This window comes from Hydrogenophaga borbori, from assembly GCF_003417535.1.
Taxonomy (GTDB): domain Bacteria; phylum Pseudomonadota; class Gammaproteobacteria; order Burkholderiales; family Burkholderiaceae_C; genus Hydrogenophaga; species Hydrogenophaga borbori.
The window spans coordinates 47,312-68,428 of sequence record NZ_QVLS01000012.1 but is presented as its reverse complement, the minus strand read 5'-3'; the positions used below and the strand labels follow the sequence as shown (position 1 = coordinate 68,428).

The window sequence follows — 21,117 nt, the reverse complement described above, 5'->3', positions numbered from 1 at the left end:
TCAGGCCCACTTCAGCACGAGTTTGCCGACGTGGCGGTTCGATTCCATGAGGGCGTGCGCCTCGGCCGCCTGCGCGGGGGCGAACACCTGGTGGATGACAGGCTTGACCGCGCCCGATTCGAGCAGCGGCCAGATGTGCTCCCTGAGCGAGCGCGCGATGGCGGCCTTGAAGGCCACCGGGCGCGGGCGCAGCGTGGAGCCCGTGACGGTGAGGCGGCGGCGCAGCACCAGACCGGCGTTGAACTCGGCCTTGACGCCGCCCTGCACCGCGATGATGACCAGGCGGCCGTCCTCGGCCAGGCAGTCGACCTCGCGCGCCACGTAGCCACCCGCCACCATGTCGAGGATCACGTCGACGCCGCGGCCGCCGGTGACGTCGGCCACCGCGGCAACGAAGTCCTGCGTGCGGTAGTTGATGGCGTGGTCGGCGCCGAGCGCCTTGCAGGCGGCGCACTTCTCGTCGCTGCCGGCGGTGGCGATCACGGTCGCGCCGCGCGCCTTGGCCATCTGGATGGCGGTGACGCCGATGCCGCTGGTGCCGCCCTGCACCAGCAGGGTTTCACCGGACTGCAGACGGCCGCGGTCGAAGACGTTGCTCCAGACGGTGAAGAAGGTTTCGGGCAGCGAAGCGGCGGCGACATCGTCCAGGCCACGCGGCACCGGCAGGCACTGGCCGACCGGCGCCACGCACCACTCGGCGTAGCCGCCGCCGGCCACCAGCGCGCAGACCCGGTCACCCAGCTGGAGGCCGGCCTCGGCCAGCGCGGTGGCGTCACCCGACTCGATGGTGCCGGCCACCTCCAGCCCGGGGATGTCGGACGCGCCGGGCGGCACCGGGTAGTTGCCGGTGCGCTGCAGCACGTCGGGGCGGTTCACGCCCGAGGCCGCGACGCGGATCAGCAACTCGCCGGCGCCCGCGACGGGGCGCGGGCGCTCGGCCAGGCGCAGCACCTCGGGCGCGCCAAAGCCATTGATCTCGACCGCTTGCATGCTCGACATCGCGTGCGGGGCTTACTGCGGCTGTTGCTGTTGCTGCGCGGCCTCGTCGGCCGACGCCGCGGGGCGCTGGTCGCGGTGCTCACGCGGTTCACGCGGTTCGCGGTGCTCACGCGGTTCACGCGGTTCACGCGGTTCACGGGGCTCGCGGGGCTCGCGGGGCTCACGATCGCCACCGCCGCTGCGCTCCAGCAGCGCCTTCATCGACAGCTTGACGCGGCCCTTCTCGTCGGTCTCCAGCACCTTGACCTTGACGATCTGGCCTTCCTGCAGGTAGTCGCTGACCTTCTCCACGCGCTCGTGGGCGATCTGGCTGATGTGCAGCAGGCCGTCCTTGCCCGGCAGCAGGTTGACCAGGGCGCCGAAGTCCAGGATCTTGGTGATCGGGCCTTCGTAGACCTTGCCCACTTCCACCTCGGCCGTGATCTCGGCGATGCGGCGCTTGGCTTCCTCGGCGCGCGCGCCGTCGGTGGAGGCGATGGTGATGGTGCCGTCTTCGCCGATGTCGATCTGCGTGCCGGTTTCTTCGGTCAGCGCGCGGATGGTGGCGCCGCCCTTGCCGATCACGTCGCGGATCTTCTCGGGGTTGATCTTCATGGTGTAGAGGCGCGGCGCGAAATCGCTGATCTCGGTCTTGGCCTCGCCCATGGCGGCCTGCATCTTGCCCAGGATGTGCATGCGCGCCTCTTTGGCCTGGGCCAGCGCGACCTGCATGATTTCCTTGGTGATGCCCTGGATCTTGATGTCCATCTGCAGGGCCGTGATGCCGTTGGTGGTGCCGGCCACCTTGAAGTCCATGTCGCCGAGGTGGTCCTCATCGCCCAGGATGTCGGTCAGCACGGCGAAGCGGTTGCCGTCCTTGATCAGGCCCATGGCGATGCCGGCCACGTGCGCCTTCATGGGCACGCCGGCGTCCATCAGCGCCAGGCAGCCGCCGCAGACCGAGGCCATGGACGAGGAGCCGTTGGACTCGGTGATCTCGGACACCACGCGAATGGTGTAGGGGAAGTCTTCCTTGGTGGGCAGGCAGGCCACCAGGGCGCGCTTGGCCAGGCGGCCGTGGCCGATCTCGCGGCGCTTGGGGCTGCCCACGCGGCCGGTTTCGCCGGTGGCGAAGGGCGGCATGTTGTAGTGCAGCATGAAGCGGTCTTCGAACTCGCCGGCCAGCGCGTCGATCTTCTGGGCGTCGCGGTCGGTGCCCAGGGTGGCGACCACCAGGGCCTGCGTCTCGCCGCGCGTGAACAGCGCCGAGCCGTGGGTGCGCGGCAGCACGCCGTTGCGGATCTCGATGGGGCGCACGGTGCGCGTGTCGCGGCCGTCGATGCGCGGCTCGCCGGCCAGGATCTGGCCGCGCACGATGCCGGCCTCGATATCGAACAGCAGGCCCTCGACCTTGACGCTGTCGAATTCGACGCCGGCGGCCTTCAGGCCACTCATGACGGCGGCGTAGGCCTCGCGGCACGCCTGGGTGCGCGCCTGCTTGTTGCGGATTTGGTAGGCCGCGCGCAGCTTGTCGCCGCCGAGCTCATTCACCTGGGCGATCAGCGCCTCGTCGCGCGCCGGGGCCTGCCACTGCCACTCGGGCTTGCCGGCCTCGCGCACCAGTTCGTTGATGGCGTTGATGGCGATGTTGGCCTGCTCATGGCCGAACACCACGCCGCCCAGCATGATTTCTTCGGACAGCTGCAGGGCCTCGGACTCGACCATCAGCACCGCGGCCTGCGTGCCGGCGACCACCAGGTCCATCTGCGAGTTCTGGCGCTCGGTCTGGCCCGGGTTGAGCACGTAGGCGCCGTTGACATAGCCCACGCGCGCCGCACCGATGGGGCCGTTGAACGGAATGCCCGAGACCGACAGCGCGGCCGAGGTCGCGATCATCGCGGCGATGTCGGCGTCCACTTCGGGGTTGAGCGACAGCGTGTGGATGACCACCTGCACTTCGTTGAAGAAGCCCTCGGGGAACAGCGGGCGGATCGGGCGGTCGATCAGGCGGCTGGTCAGCGTTTCCAGCTCGCTCGGGCGGCCTTCGCGCTTGAAGAAGCTGCCGGGGATCTTGCCGGCGGCGTAGGTTTTCTCGATGTAGTCGACGGTCAGGGGGAAGAAGTCCTGACCGGCCTTGGCCTCGCTCTTGGCGACCACGGTGGCCAGCACGACGGTGCCGTCCATGTCGAGCAGCACGGCGCCGCTGGCCTGGCGGGCGATCTCGCCCGTTTCCATGGTGACCGTGTGCTGGCCCCACTGGAAGGTCTTGGTGACTTTGTTGAACATGCTCATGGCGTATCTCCGTTGGCGTCCCGTTCATCGGGACTGCATGGCGTGCAATGCCTTGCACGAACCCGGAGAACGCACCCGCCAGACGATGCCATTCCAGAGGGACTGCGCTGGCCGCAGCCCCGTTGGAATGACACAGCTTCGCTCGGTGTGTGAACTCCGGAGGAATGGAGCGGGGGCGCCAAACGCAAAAAGCCCGAGCCAGCGAACCAACTCAGGCTTTTCGATCGGGCACACCCGGCTCGGTTTACTTGCGCAGGCCCAGTTTCTGGATCAGGGCCAGGTAACGGTCGGCGTCCTTGGACTTGAGGTAGTCCAGCAGCTTGCGGCGACGGCTCACCATGCGCAGCAGGCCGCGGCGGCCGTGGTGGTCCTTGGCGTGCGTCTTGAAGTGCGGGGTGAGTTCGTTGATGCGGGCCGTCAGGATGGCGACCTGGACTTCGGGGCTGCCGGTGTCGTTGGCGGAACGGGCGTTGTCGGCGATGACGCCGGCCTTGACTTGCTGATCGATCATGTGAAGCTTCCTGTTGACTTGCGTCCCGCTGCAGCCCGGGCCACCCGAAGGGATGGCCTGCCGCGACGGGCGTGAAGCCGCTCCAGCTGGAACGGCAACCGCGCATTCTAGCCGAATCGGCGCGCCGGCGACCTAGCGGCGGGGCCGGCTGTCCGCCAGCCAGCCGTTCAGGCGCCGCACGCCCTCCTCCAGCCGCGACGCGTCCCGGCTGGCGAAACACCAGCGCAGCCAGCCGGCCGCCTCCGGGCCGAAGGCGCTGCCCGGCGCCAGGCCCAGGCCGGCCTCGCGCACCAGCCGCTTGGACACCTCCAGGCAGTCGGCCTGTCCCGGCAGGCGGAAAAAGGCGTACATGCCGGCGCGCGGCGTGGCCAGCTCCACCCCGGGCAGGGCCTGCAGCAGGGGCACCAGCGTGTCGCGGCAGCGGCGCAGGTGGGCCACCAGGGCCGGCGTCACGGCGTCGCCGTGGGCGATGGCGGCGACCGCCCCGCGCTGCACGAACACCGGCGCGCAGGAGGTGTTGAACTCGATCAGCTTGCCCACCGCCTCGGTCAGCGCGGGCGGCAGCACCAGCCAGCCCAGGCGCCAGCCGGTCATCAGGAAGCTCTTGGAGAAGCTGTGGGCAACGATGAGGCGGTCGTCGGGCTCGGCCACGTCCAGGAAGCTGGGCGCCGCGCCGTTGGCGGTGTCGCTCTCGAAGTAGAGCCGCTCGTAGACCTCGTCGGCCACGATCCAGGTGCCGGTGGCGCGGCAGTGGGCCAGGATCTGGCGCTGCTGCTCGGCCGTGAGCGCGAAACCGGTCGGGTTGGCCGGGGCGTTGACGATGAGCACGCGCGTGGCCGGGGTCACGGCCTGTCGCAGGGCGGCGAGGTCCAGCGTCCAGGCGCCGCCGCGCGGCACCAGCGGCAGCGCCTTCACCCGCGCGCCCAGGATGGCCGGCTGGGCCGCCAGGTTGGGCCAGGCCGGCGTGACCACCGCCACCTCGTCGCCCGCGTCGACCAGGGTCTGCGCCGCCAGCATGAGCCCGTTGACGCCGCCCGAGGTGACGGCGATGCGCTCGAACCAGTGGACCGCGCCGCGGCCAGGGTGCAGGCGCTCGGTGTAACCGGCGATGGCCTCACGCAGCTCGGGCAGGCCCAGGTTGTGCGCGTAGAAGGTTTCGCCGGCCTGCAGCGAGGCGATCGCGGCCTGACGGATGGGCTCGGGTGTGACCTCGTCGCTCTCGCCGAACCAGAACTTGAGCACGCCCTCGCGGCCGATGCCTTCGTTCGCCACCTCCCGAATGCGCGAGCCCTCCAGGCCCGCCACCACGTCACGCATGCGCCGACTCCCGCGTCAATGTCAGAAGCGGGTCATCGTACAGCTGTGCGGCATCTCGGCCTGCTGCGGGCTCAGGCTGCGGATCACGCGAAAGCCGTAGCCCGATCCCTCGACGTCGAACCTCACACCGGGCGTGCCCTGGCGGTCCATCACGGCCACGGCCAGGCTTTGCTGGAACTGGTGGTCGGCGCGGCGCATGCGCGCGCGCTGGCCGGCCAGGGTGACGTCGGCCTTCTCCAGTTCGGCGGCGATGGCCCCCGCCTCCACCCGACCCGCGCGCTCGATGGCCTGCGCCAGCGCCTCGACCATGAGCTGCATGCGCATGTGCACGTAGTCGTCCTCGGGCTTGGGAAAGCGCTCGCGGAAGGCCTTGTAGAAGGCCTCGCTTTCGGGCGTGGGCACGTTGGGGAACCAGTCGGCCACGGCCACCACCTGGCCGATGCCGGCGTCGCCGAGCGCCGCCGGCGCACCCAGGGCGTTGCCGTAGAAGGTATAGAAACGGCCCTCGAAGCCCACCTCGCGCGCGGCCTTCACCAGCAGCGTGAGGTCATTGCCCCAGTTGCCCGTGAGCACGGCCTGCGCGCCGCTGGCCTTGATCTTGGTGGCGTAGGGCAGGAAATCCTTGATGCGCGCCATGGGGTGCAGCTCGTCGCCGACGATCTTCACGTCCGGCCGCTGGGCGCCGAGCTGGCGGCGCGCCTCGCGCAGCACGCCCTGGCCGAAGCTGTAGTCCTGGCCGATCAGGTAGATGCGCTGCAGCGCCCTGTCCTCGCGCAGCACGCTCATGAGCGCGGCCAGTCGCATGTCGGCGTGGGCGTCGAAGCGGAAGTGCCAGTAGCTGCACTTCTCGTTGGTGAGCGCCGGGTCCACCGCCGAGTAGTTGAGGAAAAGCTGGCGCTGCGCCGGATGACGCTCGTTGTGCTTGTTGATGGCCTCGATCAGGGCGCTGGCCGCCGCCGACGAGTTGCCCTGGGTGACGATGGCGATCCCCCGGTCATTGGCCAGGCGCAGGGAGGACAGGGCCTCTTCCGCCTGGTTCTTGCTGTCGAAGCGCTCGATGAGCAGCGGCCGAGCGCCGCCGGGCAGCTTGACGCCGCCGCGCGCATTGACCCGCTCCGTGGCCCAGAGCAGGTTGCGGAACACGGCCTCGCCGGTGTTGGCGAAGGGGCCCGAGAGGCCTTCGATCATGGCGATGCGGATGGGCTCGCCGCGAGCGGCGGGGGCCTGGGCCCAGCCGGACGGGACGGCGCCGAGGCCAAGGACGGCGGCGGCCAGGGTGGCCAGCCGGCGGCGGGAAATCAGGGTCATGCAGAACTCCGTGGTGGCAACGCCGGGCCCTCGACGGGGCCCGCTCTTGTCGCGTCCGCGACAGGACGGGTACTCTAATTCATAATTATTTGAACCCGCCGCCGCCGGTCAGGCGGCCCTGGCCCGCTCAGGCGGCGGACGCCAGCTCGGCCAGCGGCCAGCGCGGGGCCACGTCGAAGCGCCCGGCCGGGGCGTCGGTGGCCAGCAGACCGGCCTGGGCGCGCAGCCCGGCGGCCAGGGCGATCATGGCGCCGTTGTCGGTGCACAGCGCCAGTTCCGGGTAGTGCACCCGCAGGCCGCGCCGCGCGGCGGCCGCGTTCAGTTCGGCGCGCAGGCGGGTATTGGCGCCCACGCCACCGGCCACCACCAGGCGGCGCAGGCCGGTGTCGCTCAGCGCCGCCAGCGATTTCTTCACCAGCACCTCCACGATGGCGGCCTGCGCGCCGGCCGCCACGTCGGCCTTCTCCTGCTCGCTCAGCGGGTCGGCCAGTCGGCTGGTGGCCGGTCCCTCGGGCGCGGCGCGCGCCAGGCGCTTCACCTGGGTCAGCACCGCCGTCTTGAGGCCGGCGAAGGAAAAGTCCAGGTCGCCGCTGTGCAACAGCGGACGGGGGAACCTGTAGGCGGTGGCGTCGCCCCGCTCGGCCAGGCGCGCCAGCGCAGGCCCGCCCGGGTAGCCCAGGCCCAGCAGCTTGGCCGACTTGTCGAAGGCCTCGCCGGCCGCGTCGTCGATGGTTTCGCCCAACAGCGTGTAGCGCCCCACCCCGTCCACCCGCATGAGCTGCGTGTGCCCACCCGAGACCAGCAGGGCCACGAAAGGGAATTCGGGCGGATCCGCGCTCAGGAAGGGCGACAGCAGGTGCCCTTCCAGGTGGTGGATGCCGTGCACCGGCCGGCCCAGCGCCACGCCCAGCGCGTGCGCCACGCCCGTGCCCACCAGCAGCGCACCGGCCAGGCCGGGGCCACGCGTGCAGGCGATGGCGTCGACGTCGGACAGTGCCAGCCCGGCCTGGGCGAGCACCGCGTCGGTCAACGGCAGCACGCGGCGGATGTGGTCGCGGCTGGCCAGCTCGGGCACCACGCCGCCATAGGCCTGGTGCATCTCGATCTGGCTGTGCAGCGCGTGGCCGAGCAGGCGCGGCACGCCCTGCACGCCAGCGTCCACCAGGGCCACACCGGTTTCGTCGCAAGAGGATTCGATGCCGAGGATTCGCATGAGGGGCGGGAGTTTAAGGGCCGACAGGCCCTGGGCGGCACGCTTGTTGCTCCTTCACCAGGGAGATGTGCCATCGCAAGGGTGAACGATGAAAACGGGCCTGGATTTCCTGTTGGCCGCCAAGCGCTGCGAGATCGATGGCCTGCAGCGCCTGGCCTTCACGGCCACCCTGGTGGACGTGAGCGCGCGCCTGGTGCACCAGCTGCAGCGCGAGCGCGGGCTCACCAATCTGTACCTGGGTTCGATGGGCCAGCGCTTCGCCGAGGCGCGCGCGGCGCAGATCGGCGCCTCGCGCCAGGTCGAGGCCGAGTGGCGCGCCCAGTTCGGGCGCGTGGACACCGGCACCGCCCAGGCCGGCCACGGGGCGCGCCTGTTCAGCCGCATCGCCTACGTGCTGCAGGGCCTGGACGGCCTGGACGCGCTGCGCGGCCAGCTTGACGCCCAGGCCTGGGACACCGACCGCGCCACCGAGGCCTATGCCCGGCTGGTCGCCGCCCTGCTCGCCGTGGTGTTCGAGGCCGCCGACAGCGCCACCGACCCCGAGGTCTCGCGCCGCCTGGTGGCCCTGTTCAACTTCATCCAGGGCAAGGAGTTCGCGGGCCAGGAGCGCGCCGTCGGCGCCGCCCTGTTCGCGCGCGGCCAGTCCGACAGCGCCAGGCAGCAGCGCCTGCTGCACCTGATCGAATCGCAAGAGCGTTGCCTGGAGCTGTTCGACAGCGTCGCCCCACCCACCGCGCGCGCGCTGTGGACGGCGCCGCACAGCAGCGCCCCCCTGGCCGAGCTGGAGCGCCTGCGCCGCGTGCTCTACACCGCCCCGCACGGGGCCGCGCTGCGGCCGGAACTCAGCCAGGCCTGGTTCGACGTCTGCAGCGCGCGCATGGACGCCATGAAGCTGGTGGAAGACCGCCTCACCGCCGACCTGCGCGCCCTGTGCGGCGAAAAGATCGCCCAGGCCCAGGCCGAACTGGCCAGCTTCGGCGCGCTCAGCGCCCAGGCCGCGCCCGACCCCCTGGTCTTCTACCTGGCCCCGGCCGATCCAAACGGCCCCGCCGCGCCAGGCGCCACCCAGGGCTTCGCCCTGCCGCTGGACCGCTCGGTGCTGGAACTGGTGCACGACCAGGCGCGCCGCCTGCAGGCCATGGGCGACGAGCTGGAGGCGGTGCGCGCCAGCCTGAACGAGCGCCGCCTCATCGAACGCGCCAAGGGCCTGTTGATGGCACACCGCCAGTTGAGTGAGGCCGAGGCCCACAAGACCCTGCGCCAGATGGCCATGAACCAGAACCGGCGCCTCGTGGACGTGGCCGAGGCCCTGCTGTCCATGGCCGAGGTGCTGCCCCCGCGCTGAACGCACTGCTGCAGTGCACCAATTCCGGACGGGCGCACCAGACGGGCCCGTTCCGCCGACCCGGCACATCAGTCAAATCAAGCACTTGCGCGCGCCCGGCCGACTGGCACGGTCCCTGCTAAATGAAAGCAGCACAGCTCGCGGCCAATGGCGGCCGCGGTCTGGACAGTCTTCCCAGACACGGACAACGGCGTCCATTTCCTTCCCGCGCATGGCGGGCCTGGAAATGGGCGCCGTTGTGCTTTGGGTTTCCGGTTCGCCATTCACCCCACAGGAGTCCACGACCATGCCATCGATCCCGCTGTCCCGCCGCCGCCTCATCCAGCAGGCCGGCGCCCTCGGCTCCGCCGCTTTCGCTGGCGGCCTGTTGAGCACCCGGGCCCAGGCCGCCACCGGGCTGGAAACCAAGGCCGCCAAGCTCGGCTTCATCGCGCTGACCGACGCCGCGCCCCTGTTCGTGGCCGACGAAAAGGGCTTCTTCAAGAAGCACGGCATGACCGAGGTCGAGGTGCTCAAGCAATCGTCCTGGGGCACCACGCGCGACAACCTGGTGCTCGGCTCGCCCAAGGGCGGCATCGACGGCGCGCACATCCTCACGCCCATGCCTTACCTCATCAGCACGGGCGCGGTCACCGCCAACAACGTGCCGGTGCCGATGAACATCCTGGCGCGCCTGAACCTGGGTGGCCAGTGCATCTCGGTGGGCGACGAGTACAAGGACCTCAAGGTCGGCCTGGACACCAAGGCCTTCGGCAAGGCCCTGCTGGACAAGCGGCTGAAGACCGGCAAGCCGGTGAACGCGGCCATGACCTTTCCCGGCGGCACGCACGACCTGTGGATCCGCTACTGGATGGCCGCCGGCGGCGTGGACCCGAACAAGGACATCACCACCATCGTGGTGCCACCGGCGCAGATGGTGGCCAACATGAAGGTGGGCAGCATGGACACCTTCTGCGTCTGCGAGCCGTGGAACCGCCAGCTCATCAACCAGAAGATCGGCTACACGGCGCTCACCACCAGCGAGCTGTGGATGAACCACCCGGAAAAGGCCTTCGCCATGCGGGCCGACTGGGTGCAGGCCCACCCCAACGCCACCAAGGCCCTGCTCAAGGCCGTGATGGAAGCGCAGATGTGGTGCGAGGAACCGGCCAACCGCGCCGAGGTGGCCGAGATCTGCTCGCGCCGGCGCTGGATCAACGCGCCCGTGGCCGACGTGATCGACCGCGTCAAGGGCGACTTCGACTACGGCACCGGCCGCGTGGAGGCCAACAGCAAGTTCCAGATGCGCTTCTGGAAGGACCAGGCCAGCTACCCCTTCCAGAGCCACGATCTGTGGTTCCTCACCGAAAACATGCGCTGGGGCTACCTGCCCACCACGCTGGACACCAAGGCCCTGATCGCCAGGGTCAACCGCGAGGACCTCTGGCGCCAGGCGGCCAAGGAGCTGGGCGTGGCCGCCAAGGACATCCCCACGTCCACCTCGCGCGGCGCCGAGACCTTCTTCGATGGCAAGGTCTTCGACCCCGCCAACCCGAAGAAGTACCTCGACAGCCTGTCGATCAAAACCCCCAAGGCCGCCTGAACCCAGCCCCCTCGCCGACACCAGGAGTCCCCGCGATGAACACCACCGACACCGTCGAGCCGATCCGGCTGGCCACGCCCGCCGCGCCCCCGGCCCCGCTGCCCGATGGGCTGCGGCGCGCCGCGCGCGGCTTCACGACCCACGTGTTGCCGCCGCTGGTGATCACCGGCCTGCTGCTGCTCGTCTGGGAGCTGCTGGGCTCGCGCCCCGGCGCGGCCCTGCCGCCGCCGAGCAAGGTGGTACAGGAGACCTGGGAGCTGATCGTCAGCCCCTTCTACGACAACGGTGGCAACGACGTCGGCATCGCCTGGCAGCTGCTGGCCAGCCTCAAGCGCGTGGCGTACGGCTACTCGCTGGCGGTGCTGGCGGGCGTGGGCCTGGGCGTGCTGGTGGGCCAATCCACCTGGGCCCTGCGCGGCCTCGACCCGCTGTTCCAGGTGCTGCGCACCGTGCCGCCGCTGGCCTGGCTGCCGATCTCGCTGGCCGGCTTCCAGGACGGCCAGCCCTCGGCCATCTTCGTGATCTTCATCACCTCGGTCTGGCCGATCATCATCAACACCTCCATCGGCATCCGCAACATCCCCGACGACTACCGCAACGTCGCGCGCGTGATCCGGCTCAACGGCCTCGAGTACTTCGGCCAGATCATGCTGCCGGCCGCCGCGCCCTTCATCTTCTCGGGGCTGCGCATCGGCGTGGGTCTGTCGTGGCTGGCCATCGTCGCGGCCGAGATGCTGATTGGCGGCGTCGGCATCGGCTTCTTCATCTGGGACGCGTGGAACAGCTCGCGCATCAGCGACATCATCCTCGCGCTCTTCTGCGTCGGCATCGTCGGCTTCCTGCTCGACCGTTGCGTCGCCTTCCTCGGCCAGCTCGTCACGCGCGGCACCAGCGCCGGCTGAACCCGCCCGACCCCACAGGAGCCTCCCCATGAACGACAACGCCTACCTCAGCATCAGCGGCGTGGACATGACCTTCGCCAAGGGCCGCACCGTCAACCCCGTGCTGCGCCACATCCACCTGGACGTGCGGCGCGGCGAGTTCATCTCCCTCATCGGGCACTCGGGCTGCGGCAAGTCCACCGTGCTCAACATCGTGGCCGGCCTGCTCAAGGCCAGCGCGGGAGGGGTCATCGTCGATGGCCGCGAGGTGAACGAGCCCGGCCCCGACCGCGCGCTGGTGTTCCAGAACCACTCGCTGCTGCCCTGGCTCACGGTGCAGCAGAACGTGGCGCTGGCGGTGGACAAGACCTTCCGCGGCAGCAAGAGCGCGGCCGAACGCCGGGACTGGGTGCTGCACAACCTGGAGATGGTGAGCATGGGCCACGCCCTGCACCGCCTGCCGGCCGAGATATCGGGCGGCATGAAGCAGCGCGTGGGCATCGCGCGCGCCCTGGCCATGCAGCCCAAGGTGCTGCTGCTCGACGAGCCTTTCGGCGCGCTGGACGCGCTCACGCGCGCGCACCTGCAGGACGAGGTGATGCGCATCCAGGGCGAGCTGCGCAACACGGTGATGATGATCACGCACGACGTGGACGAGGCCGTGCTGCTGTCCGACCGCATCGTGATGATGACCAACGGCCCGGCGGCCACCATCGGCGACATCCTGGACATCGAGCTGGAACGCCCGCGCGATCGCCTCGCGCTGTCCGACGACGCCCGCTACAACCACTACCGCCACGAGGTGCTGAGCTTCCTGCACGAGAAGCAGCGCAAGGTGGAGCCGCTGTCGCGCGGCGCCAAGGCCCGGGCGTCCGAAGCGCTCAGCGCCTGAACGCACCACCAGCCAAGGAGAACCCCATGGACATGCGCGCCCAGCCGCGGCAAAGGATGAAACTGGTGATGGTGGGCAACGGCATGGCCGGCGTGCGCACGCTGGAGGAGCTGCTCAAGCTCGCCCCCGACCTCTACGACATCACGGTGTTCGGCGCCGAGCCGCACCCGAACTACAACCGCATCCTGCTCTCGCCGGTGCTCGCGGGCGAGCAGACGCTGGAGCAGATCGTGCTCAACGATTGGGCCTGGTACCGGGACAACGGCGTCACCCTGCACGCGGGCTGCCAGGTGACCGAAGTGGACCGCGTCAAGCGCCGGGTGCACGCGCGCAACGCCGCGGGCGAAACGCTCAGCGCGCCCTACGACCGCCTGATCCTGGCCACCGGCTCCAAGCCCTTCATCCTGCCCCTCCCGGGCAAGGAGCTCGAGGGCGTGCTGGCCTACCGCGACATCGCCGACACCCAGGCCATGATCGACGCCGCCGCGAAGTACCGGCACGCGGTGGTCATCGGCGGCGGCCTGCTGGGCCTGGAGGCCGCCAACGGGCTGATGAAGCGCGGCATGGCCGTGAGCGTGGTGCATGTGGCGCCCTGGCTCATGGAACGCCAGCTCGACGAGGAGGCCGGCCGCCTGCTGCAGCAATCGCTGCAATCGCGCGGCATGGACTTCCTCATCGGCGCGCAGACGCAGGCGCTCGTCGGCGACCGCGACGGCGGCGCGGGCGGCCGCGTGAAGGCCGTGCGCTTCCAGGACGGCCGCGAGGTCCCCGCCGATCTGGTGGTCATGGCCGTGGGCATCCGCCCCAACACCGCGCTGGCCGAGTCCATGAAGCTGCACGTCGAGCGCGGCATCGTCGTCGGCGACACCCTGCAGACCGTCACCGACCCGCGCATCTACGCCGTGGGCGAGTGCGCCGCGCACCGCGGCATCGCCTACGGGCTGGTGGCGCCGCTGTTCGAGCAGGGCAAGGTGCTGGCCACGCACCTGGCCGAGTTCGGCATCGGCCGCTACACCGGCTCGCTCACCTCCACCAAGCTCAAGGTCACGGGCATCGACCTGTTCTCGGCCGGCCAGTTCATGGGCGGCGAGGGCACCGAGGAGATCGTCATGAGCGACCCCGGCGGCGGCGTCTACAAAAAGCTGGTGATCCGGGACGACAAACTGGTGGGCGCCTGCCTGTACGGCGACACCGTGGACGGCAGCTGGTACTTCAAGCTGCTGCGCGAGGGCCGCAGCGTGGCCGACATCCGCGACAAACTGATGTTCGGCGAATCCAACATCGGCGACACCGGGCACGAAGGCCACCACAAGGCCGCCGCCATGCCGGACACGGCCGAGGTCTGCGGCTGCAACGGCGTCAGCAAGGGCGCCATCTGCAAGGCCATCAAGGACAAGGGCCTGTTCACGCTGGACGAGGTGCGCCGGCACACCAAGGCCAGCGCCAGCTGCGGCTCCTGCACCGGCCTGGTGGAGCAGATCCTGATGGCCACCGCCGGCGGCGACTACTCGGCCGCGCCGAAGCTCAAGGCCCTGTGCGGCTGCACCGAGCACGGCCACCAGGCGGTGCGCGAGGCCATCCGCCACCACAAGTACCTCAGCACCGCCGAGGTCTTCGCCGGCCTGGGCTGGCGCACGCCCAACGGTTGCGCCACCTGCCGCCCGGCCGTGAACTACTACCTCATCAGCACCTGGCCCAAAGAAGCCCGGGACGACCCGCAGAGCCGCTTCATCAACGAGCGCAGCCACGCCAACATCCAGAAGGACGGCACCTACAGCGTGATCCCGCGCATGTGGGGCGGCGAGACCACGGCGGCCGAGCTGCGCCGCATCGCCGACGTGGTGGACAAGTACCGGATCCCCACCGTCAAGGTCACGGGCGGCCAGCGCATCGACCTGCTCGGCGTGAAAAAGGAAGACCTGCCATCGGTCTGGCGCGACCTGGCCATGCCCAGCGGCCACGCCTACGCCAAGGCGCTGCGCACCGTGAAGACCTGCGTGGGCAGCGAGTGGTGCCGCATGGGCACGCAGGACAGCACGCAGATGGGCAAGGACCTGGAGCGCGCCATGTGGCGCATGTACGCGCCGCACAAGGTGAAGTTCGCCGTCAGCGGCTGCCCGCGCAACTGCGCCGAGGCCGGCATCAAGGACGTGGGCATCATCGGCGTGGACTCGGGCTGGGAGATGGTCATCGCCGGCAACGGCGGCATCAAGACCGAGGTGGCGCAGTTCCTGGTCAAGCTCAAGACCGCCGAGGAGGTGCTGGAGTACACCGGCGCCTTCATGCAGCTCTACCGCCTGGAAGGTTGGTACCTGGAGCGCACCGTGCACTACGTGGCGCGCGTGGGCATCGACCACGTCAGGCGGCGCATCCTCGACGACGCCGAGGGCCGCAAAGCGCTGTGGGCCGAGCTGCAGGCCGCGCTCGACGGCGAGCCCGACCCCTGGTTCGAGCACGAGAAGGCCGCGCTGGACACGCGCCAGTTCATTCCCATTCAGCCCCTGACCGTGGAAGGAAGCGCCGCATGAGCCTGCACACCCAATGGACACCGGTGTGCCGTGTCGAGGACATCCCCGTGCTGGGCTCGCGCACCGTGCGCCGCCCCGTGGGCCTGGACGTGGCCGTGTTCCGCGACGCCGCGGGCGGCGTGTTCGCCCTGCTCGACCGCTGCCCCCACAAGGGCGGGCCGCTGAGCCAGGGCATCGTGTTCGACCAGCGCGTGGCCTGCCCGCTGCACAACTGGACCATCGGCCTGGCCGACGGCTGCGCCCAGGCGCCCGATGAAGGCTGCACGCCCCGCTTCGCGGTGCGCGTGGCCGACGGCCTGGTGCACCTGGATGCGCGCGAACTCGCCACGCACGCCACCGACCCCACCCGGCCCGTGGCCGGCCCGCCAACGCGGCGCCGCGAGAGCGCATGACCGACACCCGCTCCACCTGCCCCTACTGCGGCGTGGGCTGCGGGGTGCTCATCGAGAGCGAAGGCGATCGCATCACCGGCGTGCGCGGCGACCCCGAGCACCCGGCCAACGCCGGACGCCTGTGCAGCAAGGGCCAGACCCTTCACCTCACCGCCGCTCCCCACGTGGCGCGCCAGACGCGCCTGCTGCACCCCCAGGTGCGGGCCGCGCGCGGCGCCGCGCCGCAGCGCACCACCTGGGACGAGGCCCTGGACCTGGCCGCGCGCCGCTTCAACGGCGCCATCGCCACGCACGGCCCCGACGCGGTGGGCTTCTACATCAGCGGCCAGTTGCTCACGGAGGACTACTACGCCTTCAACAAGCTCGCCAAGGGGCTGATCGGCACCAACAACATCGACACCAACTCGCGCCTGTGCATGAGCAGCGCCGTCGCCGGCTACAAGCTCACGCTGGGCGCCGACGCGCCGCCGGCCTGCTACGAAGACCTGGACCACGCCGGCTGCGTGTTCATCGCCGGCAGCAACACCGCCTACGCGCACCCGGTGCTGTTCCGCCGCCTGGAAGACGCACGCCGCGCGCGCCCCGGCATGAAGCTGATCGTGGCCGACCCGCGCCGCACCGACACCGCCGAGGCCGCCGACCTGCACCTGCCGCTGCAGCCCGGCAGCGACACCCTGCTGTTCCACGGCCTGCTGCACCTCATGCTGCGGGAAGGCTGGACCGACACCGCCTACATCGCGGCCCACACGCGCGGCTTCGAGGCCCTGGAGGCGCTGGTGCGCGACTGCACGCCGGCGCGCGTGGCCCAGGCCTGCGGCCTGGAGGTGCACGACCTGGTCACCGCCGCGCGCTGGTTCGCCACCGGCGCCAGCGGCGACCCGAAGGCGCGCGGCGCCACGCTCAGCCTGTACTGCCAGGGCCTCAACCAGAGCAGCAGCGGCACCGCCAAGAACGCCGGCCTGATCAACCTGCACCTGGCCACCGGCCAGATCGGCCGCCCGGGCGCCGGACCGTTCAGCCTGACGGGCCAGCCCAACGCCATGGGCGGGCGCGAGGTGGGCGGCCTGGCCAACCTGCTCTCGGCGCACCGCGACCTGGCCGACCCCGCGCACCGCGCCGAGGTGGCCGCGCTGTGGGGCATTCCCTCGGTGCCGGAAAAACCCGGGCTCAGCGCCGTGGAGCTGTTCGAGGCCGCCGCCGACGGCACCGTGAAAGCCCTGTGGATCGCCTGCACCAACCCGGCGCAGTCCATGCCCGACCAACGCACCGTGCGCCGCGCCTTGCAGCGCGCCGAGTTCGTGGTGCTGCAGGAGGCCTTCGCCACCACCGCCACCGCCGGCTTCGCCGACCTGCTGCTGCCCGCCACCACCTGGGGCGAGAAGGACGGCACCGTCACCAACAGCGAGCGGCGCATCAGCCGCGTGCGCGCGGCCGTGCCGCCGCCCGGCGAGGCGCGGCACGACTGGCGCATCGTGGTGGACTTCGCCCGCCGCCTGCGCCCCGGCCATGCGCTCTTTCCCCACGAGACGCCCGAAGCCCTGTGGCGGGAGCACCGCGAGTCCACGCGCGGGCGCGACCTGGACATCACCGGACTGAGCTACGCCAAGCTCGACCGCGACGGCCCCCAGCAGTGGCCGCTGCGCGAAGGCGACACGCAAGGAAAGGCGCGCCTCTACGGCGACGGCGTCTTTCCCACCCCCGACGGCCGCGCCCGCTTCGCCGCCCTGCCCCACCGGCCGCTGGCCGAGCCGCGCGAACCGCGTTACCCCTTCTCGCTCACCACCGGCCGCCTGCGCGACCAGTGGCACGGCATGGGCCGCACCGGCACCCTGGGCCGCCTGTTCGGCCACGTGGCCGAGCCGGCCGTGCAGCTGAACGCCGGCGACATGCAGCGCCTGGCCTTGCGCGACGGCGAGCTGGTGCACGTCACCAGCCGGCGCGGCAGCCTCGTGCTGCCCGCCCAGGCCAGCGGGCAGGTCGCGCCGGCCCAGGCCTTCATCGCCATGCACTGGGGCCCCGAGTACCTGGGCGGGCGCGGCAGCGGTGGCGAGCCGCTGGCCGGTGTCAACGCCCTCACCACCTCGGCCCGCTGCCCCGGCTCCCAACAACCCGAACTCAAGCACGCGGCGGTGAAGGTGCTCAAGGCCGACCTGCCCTGGACCCTGCTGGCCCTGGCCTGGCTGCCCGAGGAGCGCGCCCTGGCCACTCAGGCCGCGCTGCGCGCCCTGATGGCCGAGTTCCCGTTCGCCAGCTGCGTGCCCTTTGGCCGCGAGCGCACCGGCCTGCTGTTTCGCGCCGCCGCGCACGAGCCGGCGCCGCCCGCGCTGCTGGACCGCCTGGAAACCCTGCTGGGCCTGGACACGCCCGAGGCCCTGCGCTACGCCGACCGCCGCCTGGGCCAGCGCCGCTCCGCGCGCCTGCGCCGCACGGACGGCCACGGCGCGCGGCTGGACGCCGTGCTGCTGGCCGGCGACACCCGCGCCGAGGCCTGGCTCAGGCCCCTGCTGCAGGACGACCGGCCCGCCGACGCCTACGGCCGCCGCCTGCTGATGCCCGGCGGCCAGGCCCCGGTGGCCGAGGCCCCGCGCGGGCGGCAGGTCTGCACCTGCCTCAACGTCAGCGACAGCGCCATCCGCGCCTGCCTGGCGCGCATGAGCGACACCCTGGGCAACGACGAGGAACGCCTGGCCCAGCTGCAGACCCAACTGCGCTGCGGCACCCAATGCGGCTCCTGCGTGCCCGAGCTGCGCCGACTGGTGCGCGGGCGCGACACCGCGCCGGCCTGAATCCTGCTCTGGGTACGCAAGGCCTCCATATAACGACAAGTCATCAAGCCTGCCAGACAATCCCCCGACCATGGGCATCAGCCAGTACATCAAGGAGATCGGCCGCGGCAAGGACGGCGCGCGGGCGCTGACGCGCGCGCAGGCCGCCGACCTGATGGGCCAGGTGCTCGACGGCGCCGTGAGCGACCTCGAACTGGGCGGCTTCTGCCTGGCCATGCGCATCAAGGGTGAAACGCCCGAGGAGATGGCCGGCTTCCTGGACGCCACGCACGCGCGGCTGCGCCGCGTGCCGGGGAACGGCCGGCCCATCGTGGTGCTGCCCAGCTACAACGGCGCGCGCAAGCTGCCGCTGCTCACACCGCTGCTGGCCCTGCTGCTGGCGCGCCGGGGCGCGGCGGTGCTGGTGCACGGCACCGCCACCGAAGACCGGCGGGTCACCGCCGAAGCGGTCTTCGCCGCGCTGGGCGTGGCGCCGGGCGCGCCGGCCCAGGCCATCGCGCCCGGCGGCTGCGCCTTCGTGCCCACCGAGGCGCTGCTGCCCGGCCTCAAGCGCCTGCTGGACGTGCGCCGCAGCGTGGGCCTGCGCAACCCGGGCCACAGCCTGGTCAAGCTCATGAACCCGGTGGACGGGCCCGCGCTGATCGTGGGCAGCCACACCCACCCCGAGTACGCCGTCAGCATGGCCGCCACCTTCGCGCTCACCGGCGCGCACGCGCTGCTGCTGCGCGGCACCGAGGGTGAGCCCGTGGCCGACGCCCGACGCCAGCCGCGCATCGAGGCGTTGCGCGACGGCCAGCGCATCGAGCGCATCGCCGCCCAGGACGGCCCGCTCGCCCAACTGCCCGAGCTGCCGGCCATCGAGCCGGCCGCCACCGCCGCCTACACCCGCGCCGTGCTCGACGGCCAGGCCCCCCTGCCCGCGCCCATCGCGCGCCAGGCCGACTGCATCCTTGCCGAGATCCACGCCGATGAACACACCACCGCCTGATTTCCTGCCCGGCACCGTCACGCTCGTGGGCGCCGGCCCGGGCGACCCGGAGCTGCTCACGCTCAAGGCCGTGCGCGCCATCGGCGCGGCCACCGTGCTGCTGGTGGACGACCTCGTCAACGAAGCGGTGCTGGCGCACGCCAGCCCGCAGGCGCGCATCGTGCGCGTGGGCAAGCGCGGCGGCTGCCGCAGCACGCCGCAGGCCTTCATCGACAAGCTCATGCTGATGGCCGCGCGCGAGGGCGAGGTGGTGGTTCGCCTCAAGGGCGGAGACCCCTTCGTCTTCGGCCGTGGCGGCGAGGAGATCGAGCACCTGCAGGCCGAGGGCATCGCGGTGCGGGTGGTCAATGGCATCACCTCGGGGCTGGCGGCCGTCACCGCTCTGGGCGTGCCGCTCACGCACCGCGATCACGCCCACGGCGTGGTCTTCATCACCGGTCACGCCAAGCCTGGAGACGCCGGCACCGATTGGCCCGCCCTGGCCGCCACCGCGCGCGACGCCAAGCTCACCCTGGTCATCTACATGGGCGTGAGCGGCGCGGCGCAGATCGAGCAAGGCCTGCTCGCCGGCCTGCCCGGCGACACGCCGCTGGCGGTGGTGCAGCACGCCAGCCTGCCGCAGCAGCGCCACGCGATCGGCACGCTGGACGACCTGTGCGGCTGCCTGCGGCGCGAGGGCCTGGGCAGCCCCTCGGTGATCGTGGTGGGCGACGTGCTGCGCGGCCTGGCTTCGCTGGCGCGACCCGAGCCGGCCAGCCGCGCCGCCTGACGCGCGGGAAGCGCCGCGCGCGCTGGCTACACTGCCGCGCGTGCAAACCTTCGACGCCATCATCGTCGGCGCCGGCGCCGCCGGCCTGTTCTGCGCCGGCATCGCCGGCCAGCGCGGGCGGCGCGTGCTGCTGATCGACCACAGCCCCAAGATCGCCGAGAAGATCCGCATCTCCGGCGGCGGGCGCGCCAACTTCACCAACCGCGACCTCGACCCGCGCGCGCCGCAGAAGCACTTCGTGGGCGAGAACCCGAACTTCTGCCGCTCGGCGCTCTCGCGCTACACGCCCACCGACTTCATCGGCCTCCTGCAGCGCCACGGCGTCGCCTGGCACGAAAAGCACAAGGGCCAGCTGTTCTGCGACCGCTCGGCCGACGACCTGATCCAGGCGCTGCTGCGCGAGTGCGAGGCCGGCGGCGTCGACCGCTGGCAGCCCTGCGCCGTGCGGGCCGTGCGGCAGGACGGCGACGGCGCCTACGCGCTGGACACCGACCGCGGCCCGGTGCGCGCCCCCAAGCTGGTGGTGGCCACCGGCGGCCTGCCCGTCCCGCAGATCGGCGCCAGCGACTTCGGCCTGCGCCTGGCGGCGCAGTTCGGGCTGCGCGTGATCGAACCGCGCCCCGCCCTGGTGCCGCTGACCTTCGACGGCGCCGCCTGGACACCCTACGCGGGCCTGGCCGGGCTCGCGCTGCCGGTGCGCATCGAGACCGGCGGCAAGAAGGACCGCATGGCCTTCGACGAAGACCTGCTCTTCACCCACCGCGGCCTGTCGGGCCCGGCGGTGCTGCAGATCTCCAGCTACTGGCAGGCCGGCGCGCCGATCCGCCTGAACCTGGCGCCCGACACCGACCTGGGCGCGGCCCTGGGCGATGCCAAGCGCCGATCGCGCAAGCTGCTGGCCAACGAACTGGCCCAGTGGGTGCCCGCCCGCCTGGCCGACGCCTGGGCCGCCCAGGACGGCGACTGGCAGCGCCCCGTGATGGAAACCGCCGACCGCGCCCTGGCCCGCCTGGCCGAGCGCCTGCAGCGCTGGGAACTGGTGCCCACCGGCACCGAGGGCTGGCGCAAGGCCGAGGTCATGCGCGGCGGGGTCGACACCCGCGAGCTGTCCCAGCAGACCCTGGAATCGCGCCAGGCCGGGCTGTTCTTCATCGGCGAGGTGGTGGACGTGACCGGCTGGCTCGGCGGCTACAACTTCCAGTGGGCCTGGGCCTCGGCCCACGCCTGCGCCCAGGCGCTGTGAACCGGCGGCGGACGGCCGGTAGGCAACGCGGCAGAAACGTCTATAATCGCGGGCTTTGCTGGCAAATTCCCGTCGGCCAATACTAGTTTCAG

Annotated in this window: 16 protein-coding genes; 10 read left to right on the top strand and 6 right to left on the bottom strand. The window is 71.4% G+C overall.

Annotated features, from left to right (window positions below; all coding sequences use genetic code 11):
• The 6 genes from DY262_RS17580 to tsaD form a co-directional block, all read right to left on the bottom strand.
• Positions 1-990, bottom strand: coding sequence for an NAD(P)H-quinone oxidoreductase (locus DY262_RS17580; RefSeq protein WP_116960401.1), 990 nt, complete (start codon positions 988-990; stop codon positions 1-3).
• Positions 991-1,011: 21 nt separating this feature from the next.
• Positions 1,012-3,270, bottom strand: coding sequence for a polyribonucleotide nucleotidyltransferase (gene pnp, locus DY262_RS17575; protein WP_116960400.1), 2,259 nt, complete (start codon positions 3,268-3,270; stop codon positions 1,012-1,014).
• A gap of 244 nt (positions 3,271-3,514) precedes the next feature.
• Positions 3,515-3,781 (bottom strand): 30S ribosomal protein S15, encoded by a 267-nt coding sequence (gene rpsO / locus DY262_RS17570; protein WP_070397633.1) that lies wholly within the window; start codon positions 3,779-3,781, stop codon positions 3,515-3,517.
• A 132-nt stretch (positions 3,782-3,913) separates the two neighbouring features.
• Positions 3,914-5,098 carry a pyridoxal phosphate-dependent aminotransferase gene (locus DY262_RS17565; protein WP_116960399.1) on the bottom strand — a complete coding sequence of 395 codons (1,185 nt, stop codon included), beginning with the start codon at positions 5,096-5,098 and terminating at the stop codon, positions 3,914-3,916.
• A 21-nt stretch (positions 5,099-5,119) separates the two neighbouring features.
• Positions 5,120-6,406: a branched-chain amino acid ABC transporter substrate-binding protein gene (locus tag DY262_RS17560; protein WP_116960398.1), complete on the bottom strand. Its 1,287-nt coding sequence runs from the start codon at positions 6,404-6,406 to the stop codon at positions 5,120-5,122.
• Positions 6,407-6,533: 127 nt separating this feature from the next.
• Positions 6,534-7,619: a tRNA (adenosine(37)-N6)-threonylcarbamoyltransferase complex transferase subunit TsaD gene (tsaD, locus tag DY262_RS17555; RefSeq protein ID WP_116960397.1), complete on the bottom strand. Its 1,086-nt coding sequence runs from the start codon at positions 7,617-7,619 to the stop codon at positions 6,534-6,536.
• An 88-nt stretch (positions 7,620-7,707) separates the two neighbouring features.
• Here tsaD and DY262_RS17550 point away from each other — a divergent pair, with 88 nt between their 5' ends.
• The 10 genes from DY262_RS17550 to DY262_RS17505 all read left to right on the top strand — a co-directional run bounded on the left by DY262_RS17550 (position 7,708) and on the right by DY262_RS17505 (position 21,025).
• Entirely contained in the window at positions 7,708-8,964 is a 1,257-nt protein-coding gene (locus DY262_RS17550) for a nitrate regulatory protein (RefSeq protein WP_116960396.1), read from the top strand.
• Between the two features lie 286 nt (positions 8,965-9,250).
• Positions 9,251-10,546: a CmpA/NrtA family ABC transporter substrate-binding protein gene (locus DY262_RS17545; protein ID WP_116960395.1), complete on the top strand. Its 1,296-nt coding sequence runs from the start codon at positions 9,251-9,253 to the stop codon at positions 10,544-10,546.
• Positions 10,547-10,581: 35 nt separating this feature from the next.
• Positions 10,582-11,448, top strand: a complete 867-nt coding sequence (ntrB, locus tag DY262_RS17540) for a nitrate ABC transporter permease (protein ID WP_116960394.1) — start codon at positions 10,582-10,584, stop codon at positions 11,446-11,448.
• A 28-nt stretch (positions 11,449-11,476) separates the two neighbouring features.
• Entirely contained in the window at positions 11,477-12,319 is an 843-nt protein-coding gene (locus tag DY262_RS17535; protein ID WP_116960393.1) for an ABC transporter ATP-binding protein, read from the top strand.
• A 26-nt stretch (positions 12,320-12,345) separates the two neighbouring features.
• The gene (nirB, locus tag DY262_RS17530; RefSeq protein WP_245981080.1) at positions 12,346-14,847 is read left to right on the top strand and encodes a nitrite reductase large subunit NirB; all 2,502 of its coding nucleotides are present in this window, start codon (positions 12,346-12,348) and stop codon (positions 14,845-14,847) included.
• The gene (gene nirD, locus DY262_RS17525; protein WP_116960392.1) at positions 14,844-15,239 is read left to right on the top strand and encodes a nitrite reductase small subunit NirD; all 396 of its coding nucleotides are present in this window, start codon (positions 14,844-14,846) and stop codon (positions 15,237-15,239) included. Before nirB ends, nirD begins: the two co-directional genes overlap by 4 nt.
• Entirely contained in the window at positions 15,236-18,025 is a 2,790-nt protein-coding gene (locus tag DY262_RS17520; protein WP_116960391.1) for a nitrate reductase, read from the top strand. The genes nirD and DY262_RS17520 overlap by 4 nt, the downstream gene beginning before the upstream one ends.
• Positions 18,026-18,095: 70 nt before the next feature.
• Positions 18,096-19,013, top strand: a complete 918-nt coding sequence (ybiB, locus tag DY262_RS17515) for a DNA-binding protein YbiB (RefSeq protein WP_116960390.1) — start codon at positions 18,096-18,098, stop codon at positions 19,011-19,013.
• A complete protein-coding gene (gene cobA, locus DY262_RS17510) occupies positions 18,994-19,782 on the top strand; it encodes a uroporphyrinogen-III C-methyltransferase (RefSeq protein WP_116960389.1) in 789 nt (262 codons plus the stop codon). Before ybiB ends, cobA begins: the two co-directional genes overlap by 20 nt.
• 40 nt (positions 19,783-19,822) lie before the next feature.
• Complete coding sequence (locus DY262_RS17505; RefSeq protein ID WP_425459304.1) at positions 19,823-21,025, top strand: BaiN/RdsA family NAD(P)/FAD-dependent oxidoreductase; 1,203 nt, start codon at positions 19,823-19,825, stop codon at positions 21,023-21,025.
• Positions 21,026-21,117: the final 92 nt, after the last annotated feature.

Bases quoted from the DNA above. Each gene is read 5' to 3' on its own strand.
- DY262_RS17580 (WP_116960401.1), bottom strand. From the start codon at position 990: ATGCAAGCGGTCGAGATCAATGGCTTTGGCGCGCCCGAGGTGCTGCGC.
- pnp (WP_116960400.1), bottom strand. From the start codon at position 3,270: ATGAGCATGTTCAACAAAGTCACCAAGACCTTCCAGTGGGGCCAGCAC.
- rpsO (WP_070397633.1), bottom strand. From the start codon at position 3,781: ATGATCGATCAGCAAGTCAAGGCCGGCGTCATCGCCGACAACGCCCGT.
- DY262_RS17565 (WP_116960399.1), bottom strand. From the start codon at position 5,098: ATGCGTGACGTGGTGGCGGGCCTGGAGGGCTCGCGCATTCGGGAGGTG.
- DY262_RS17560 (WP_116960398.1), bottom strand. From the start codon at position 6,406: ATGACCCTGATTTCCCGCCGCCGGCTGGCCACCCTGGCCGCCGCCGTC.
- tsaD (WP_116960397.1), bottom strand. From the start codon at position 7,619: ATGCGAATCCTCGGCATCGAATCCTCTTGCGACGAAACCGGTGTGGCC.
- DY262_RS17550 (WP_116960396.1), top strand. From the start codon at position 7,708: ATGAAAACGGGCCTGGATTTCCTGTTGGCCGCCAAGCGCTGCGAGATC.
- DY262_RS17545 (WP_116960395.1), top strand. From the start codon at position 9,251: ATGCCATCGATCCCGCTGTCCCGCCGCCGCCTCATCCAGCAGGCCGGC.
- ntrB (WP_116960394.1), top strand. From the start codon at position 10,582: ATGAACACCACCGACACCGTCGAGCCGATCCGGCTGGCCACGCCCGCC.
- DY262_RS17535 (WP_116960393.1), top strand. From the start codon at position 11,477: ATGAACGACAACGCCTACCTCAGCATCAGCGGCGTGGACATGACCTTC.
- nirB (WP_245981080.1), top strand. From the start codon at position 12,346: ATGGACATGCGCGCCCAGCCGCGGCAAAGGATGAAACTGGTGATGGTG.
- nirD (WP_116960392.1), top strand. From the start codon at position 14,844: ATGAGCCTGCACACCCAATGGACACCGGTGTGCCGTGTCGAGGACATC.
- DY262_RS17520 (WP_116960391.1), top strand. From the start codon at position 15,236: ATGACCGACACCCGCTCCACCTGCCCCTACTGCGGCGTGGGCTGCGGG.
- ybiB (WP_116960390.1), top strand. From the start codon at position 18,096: ATGGGCATCAGCCAGTACATCAAGGAGATCGGCCGCGGCAAGGACGGC.
- cobA (WP_116960389.1), top strand. From the start codon at position 18,994: ATGAACACACCACCGCCTGATTTCCTGCCCGGCACCGTCACGCTCGTG.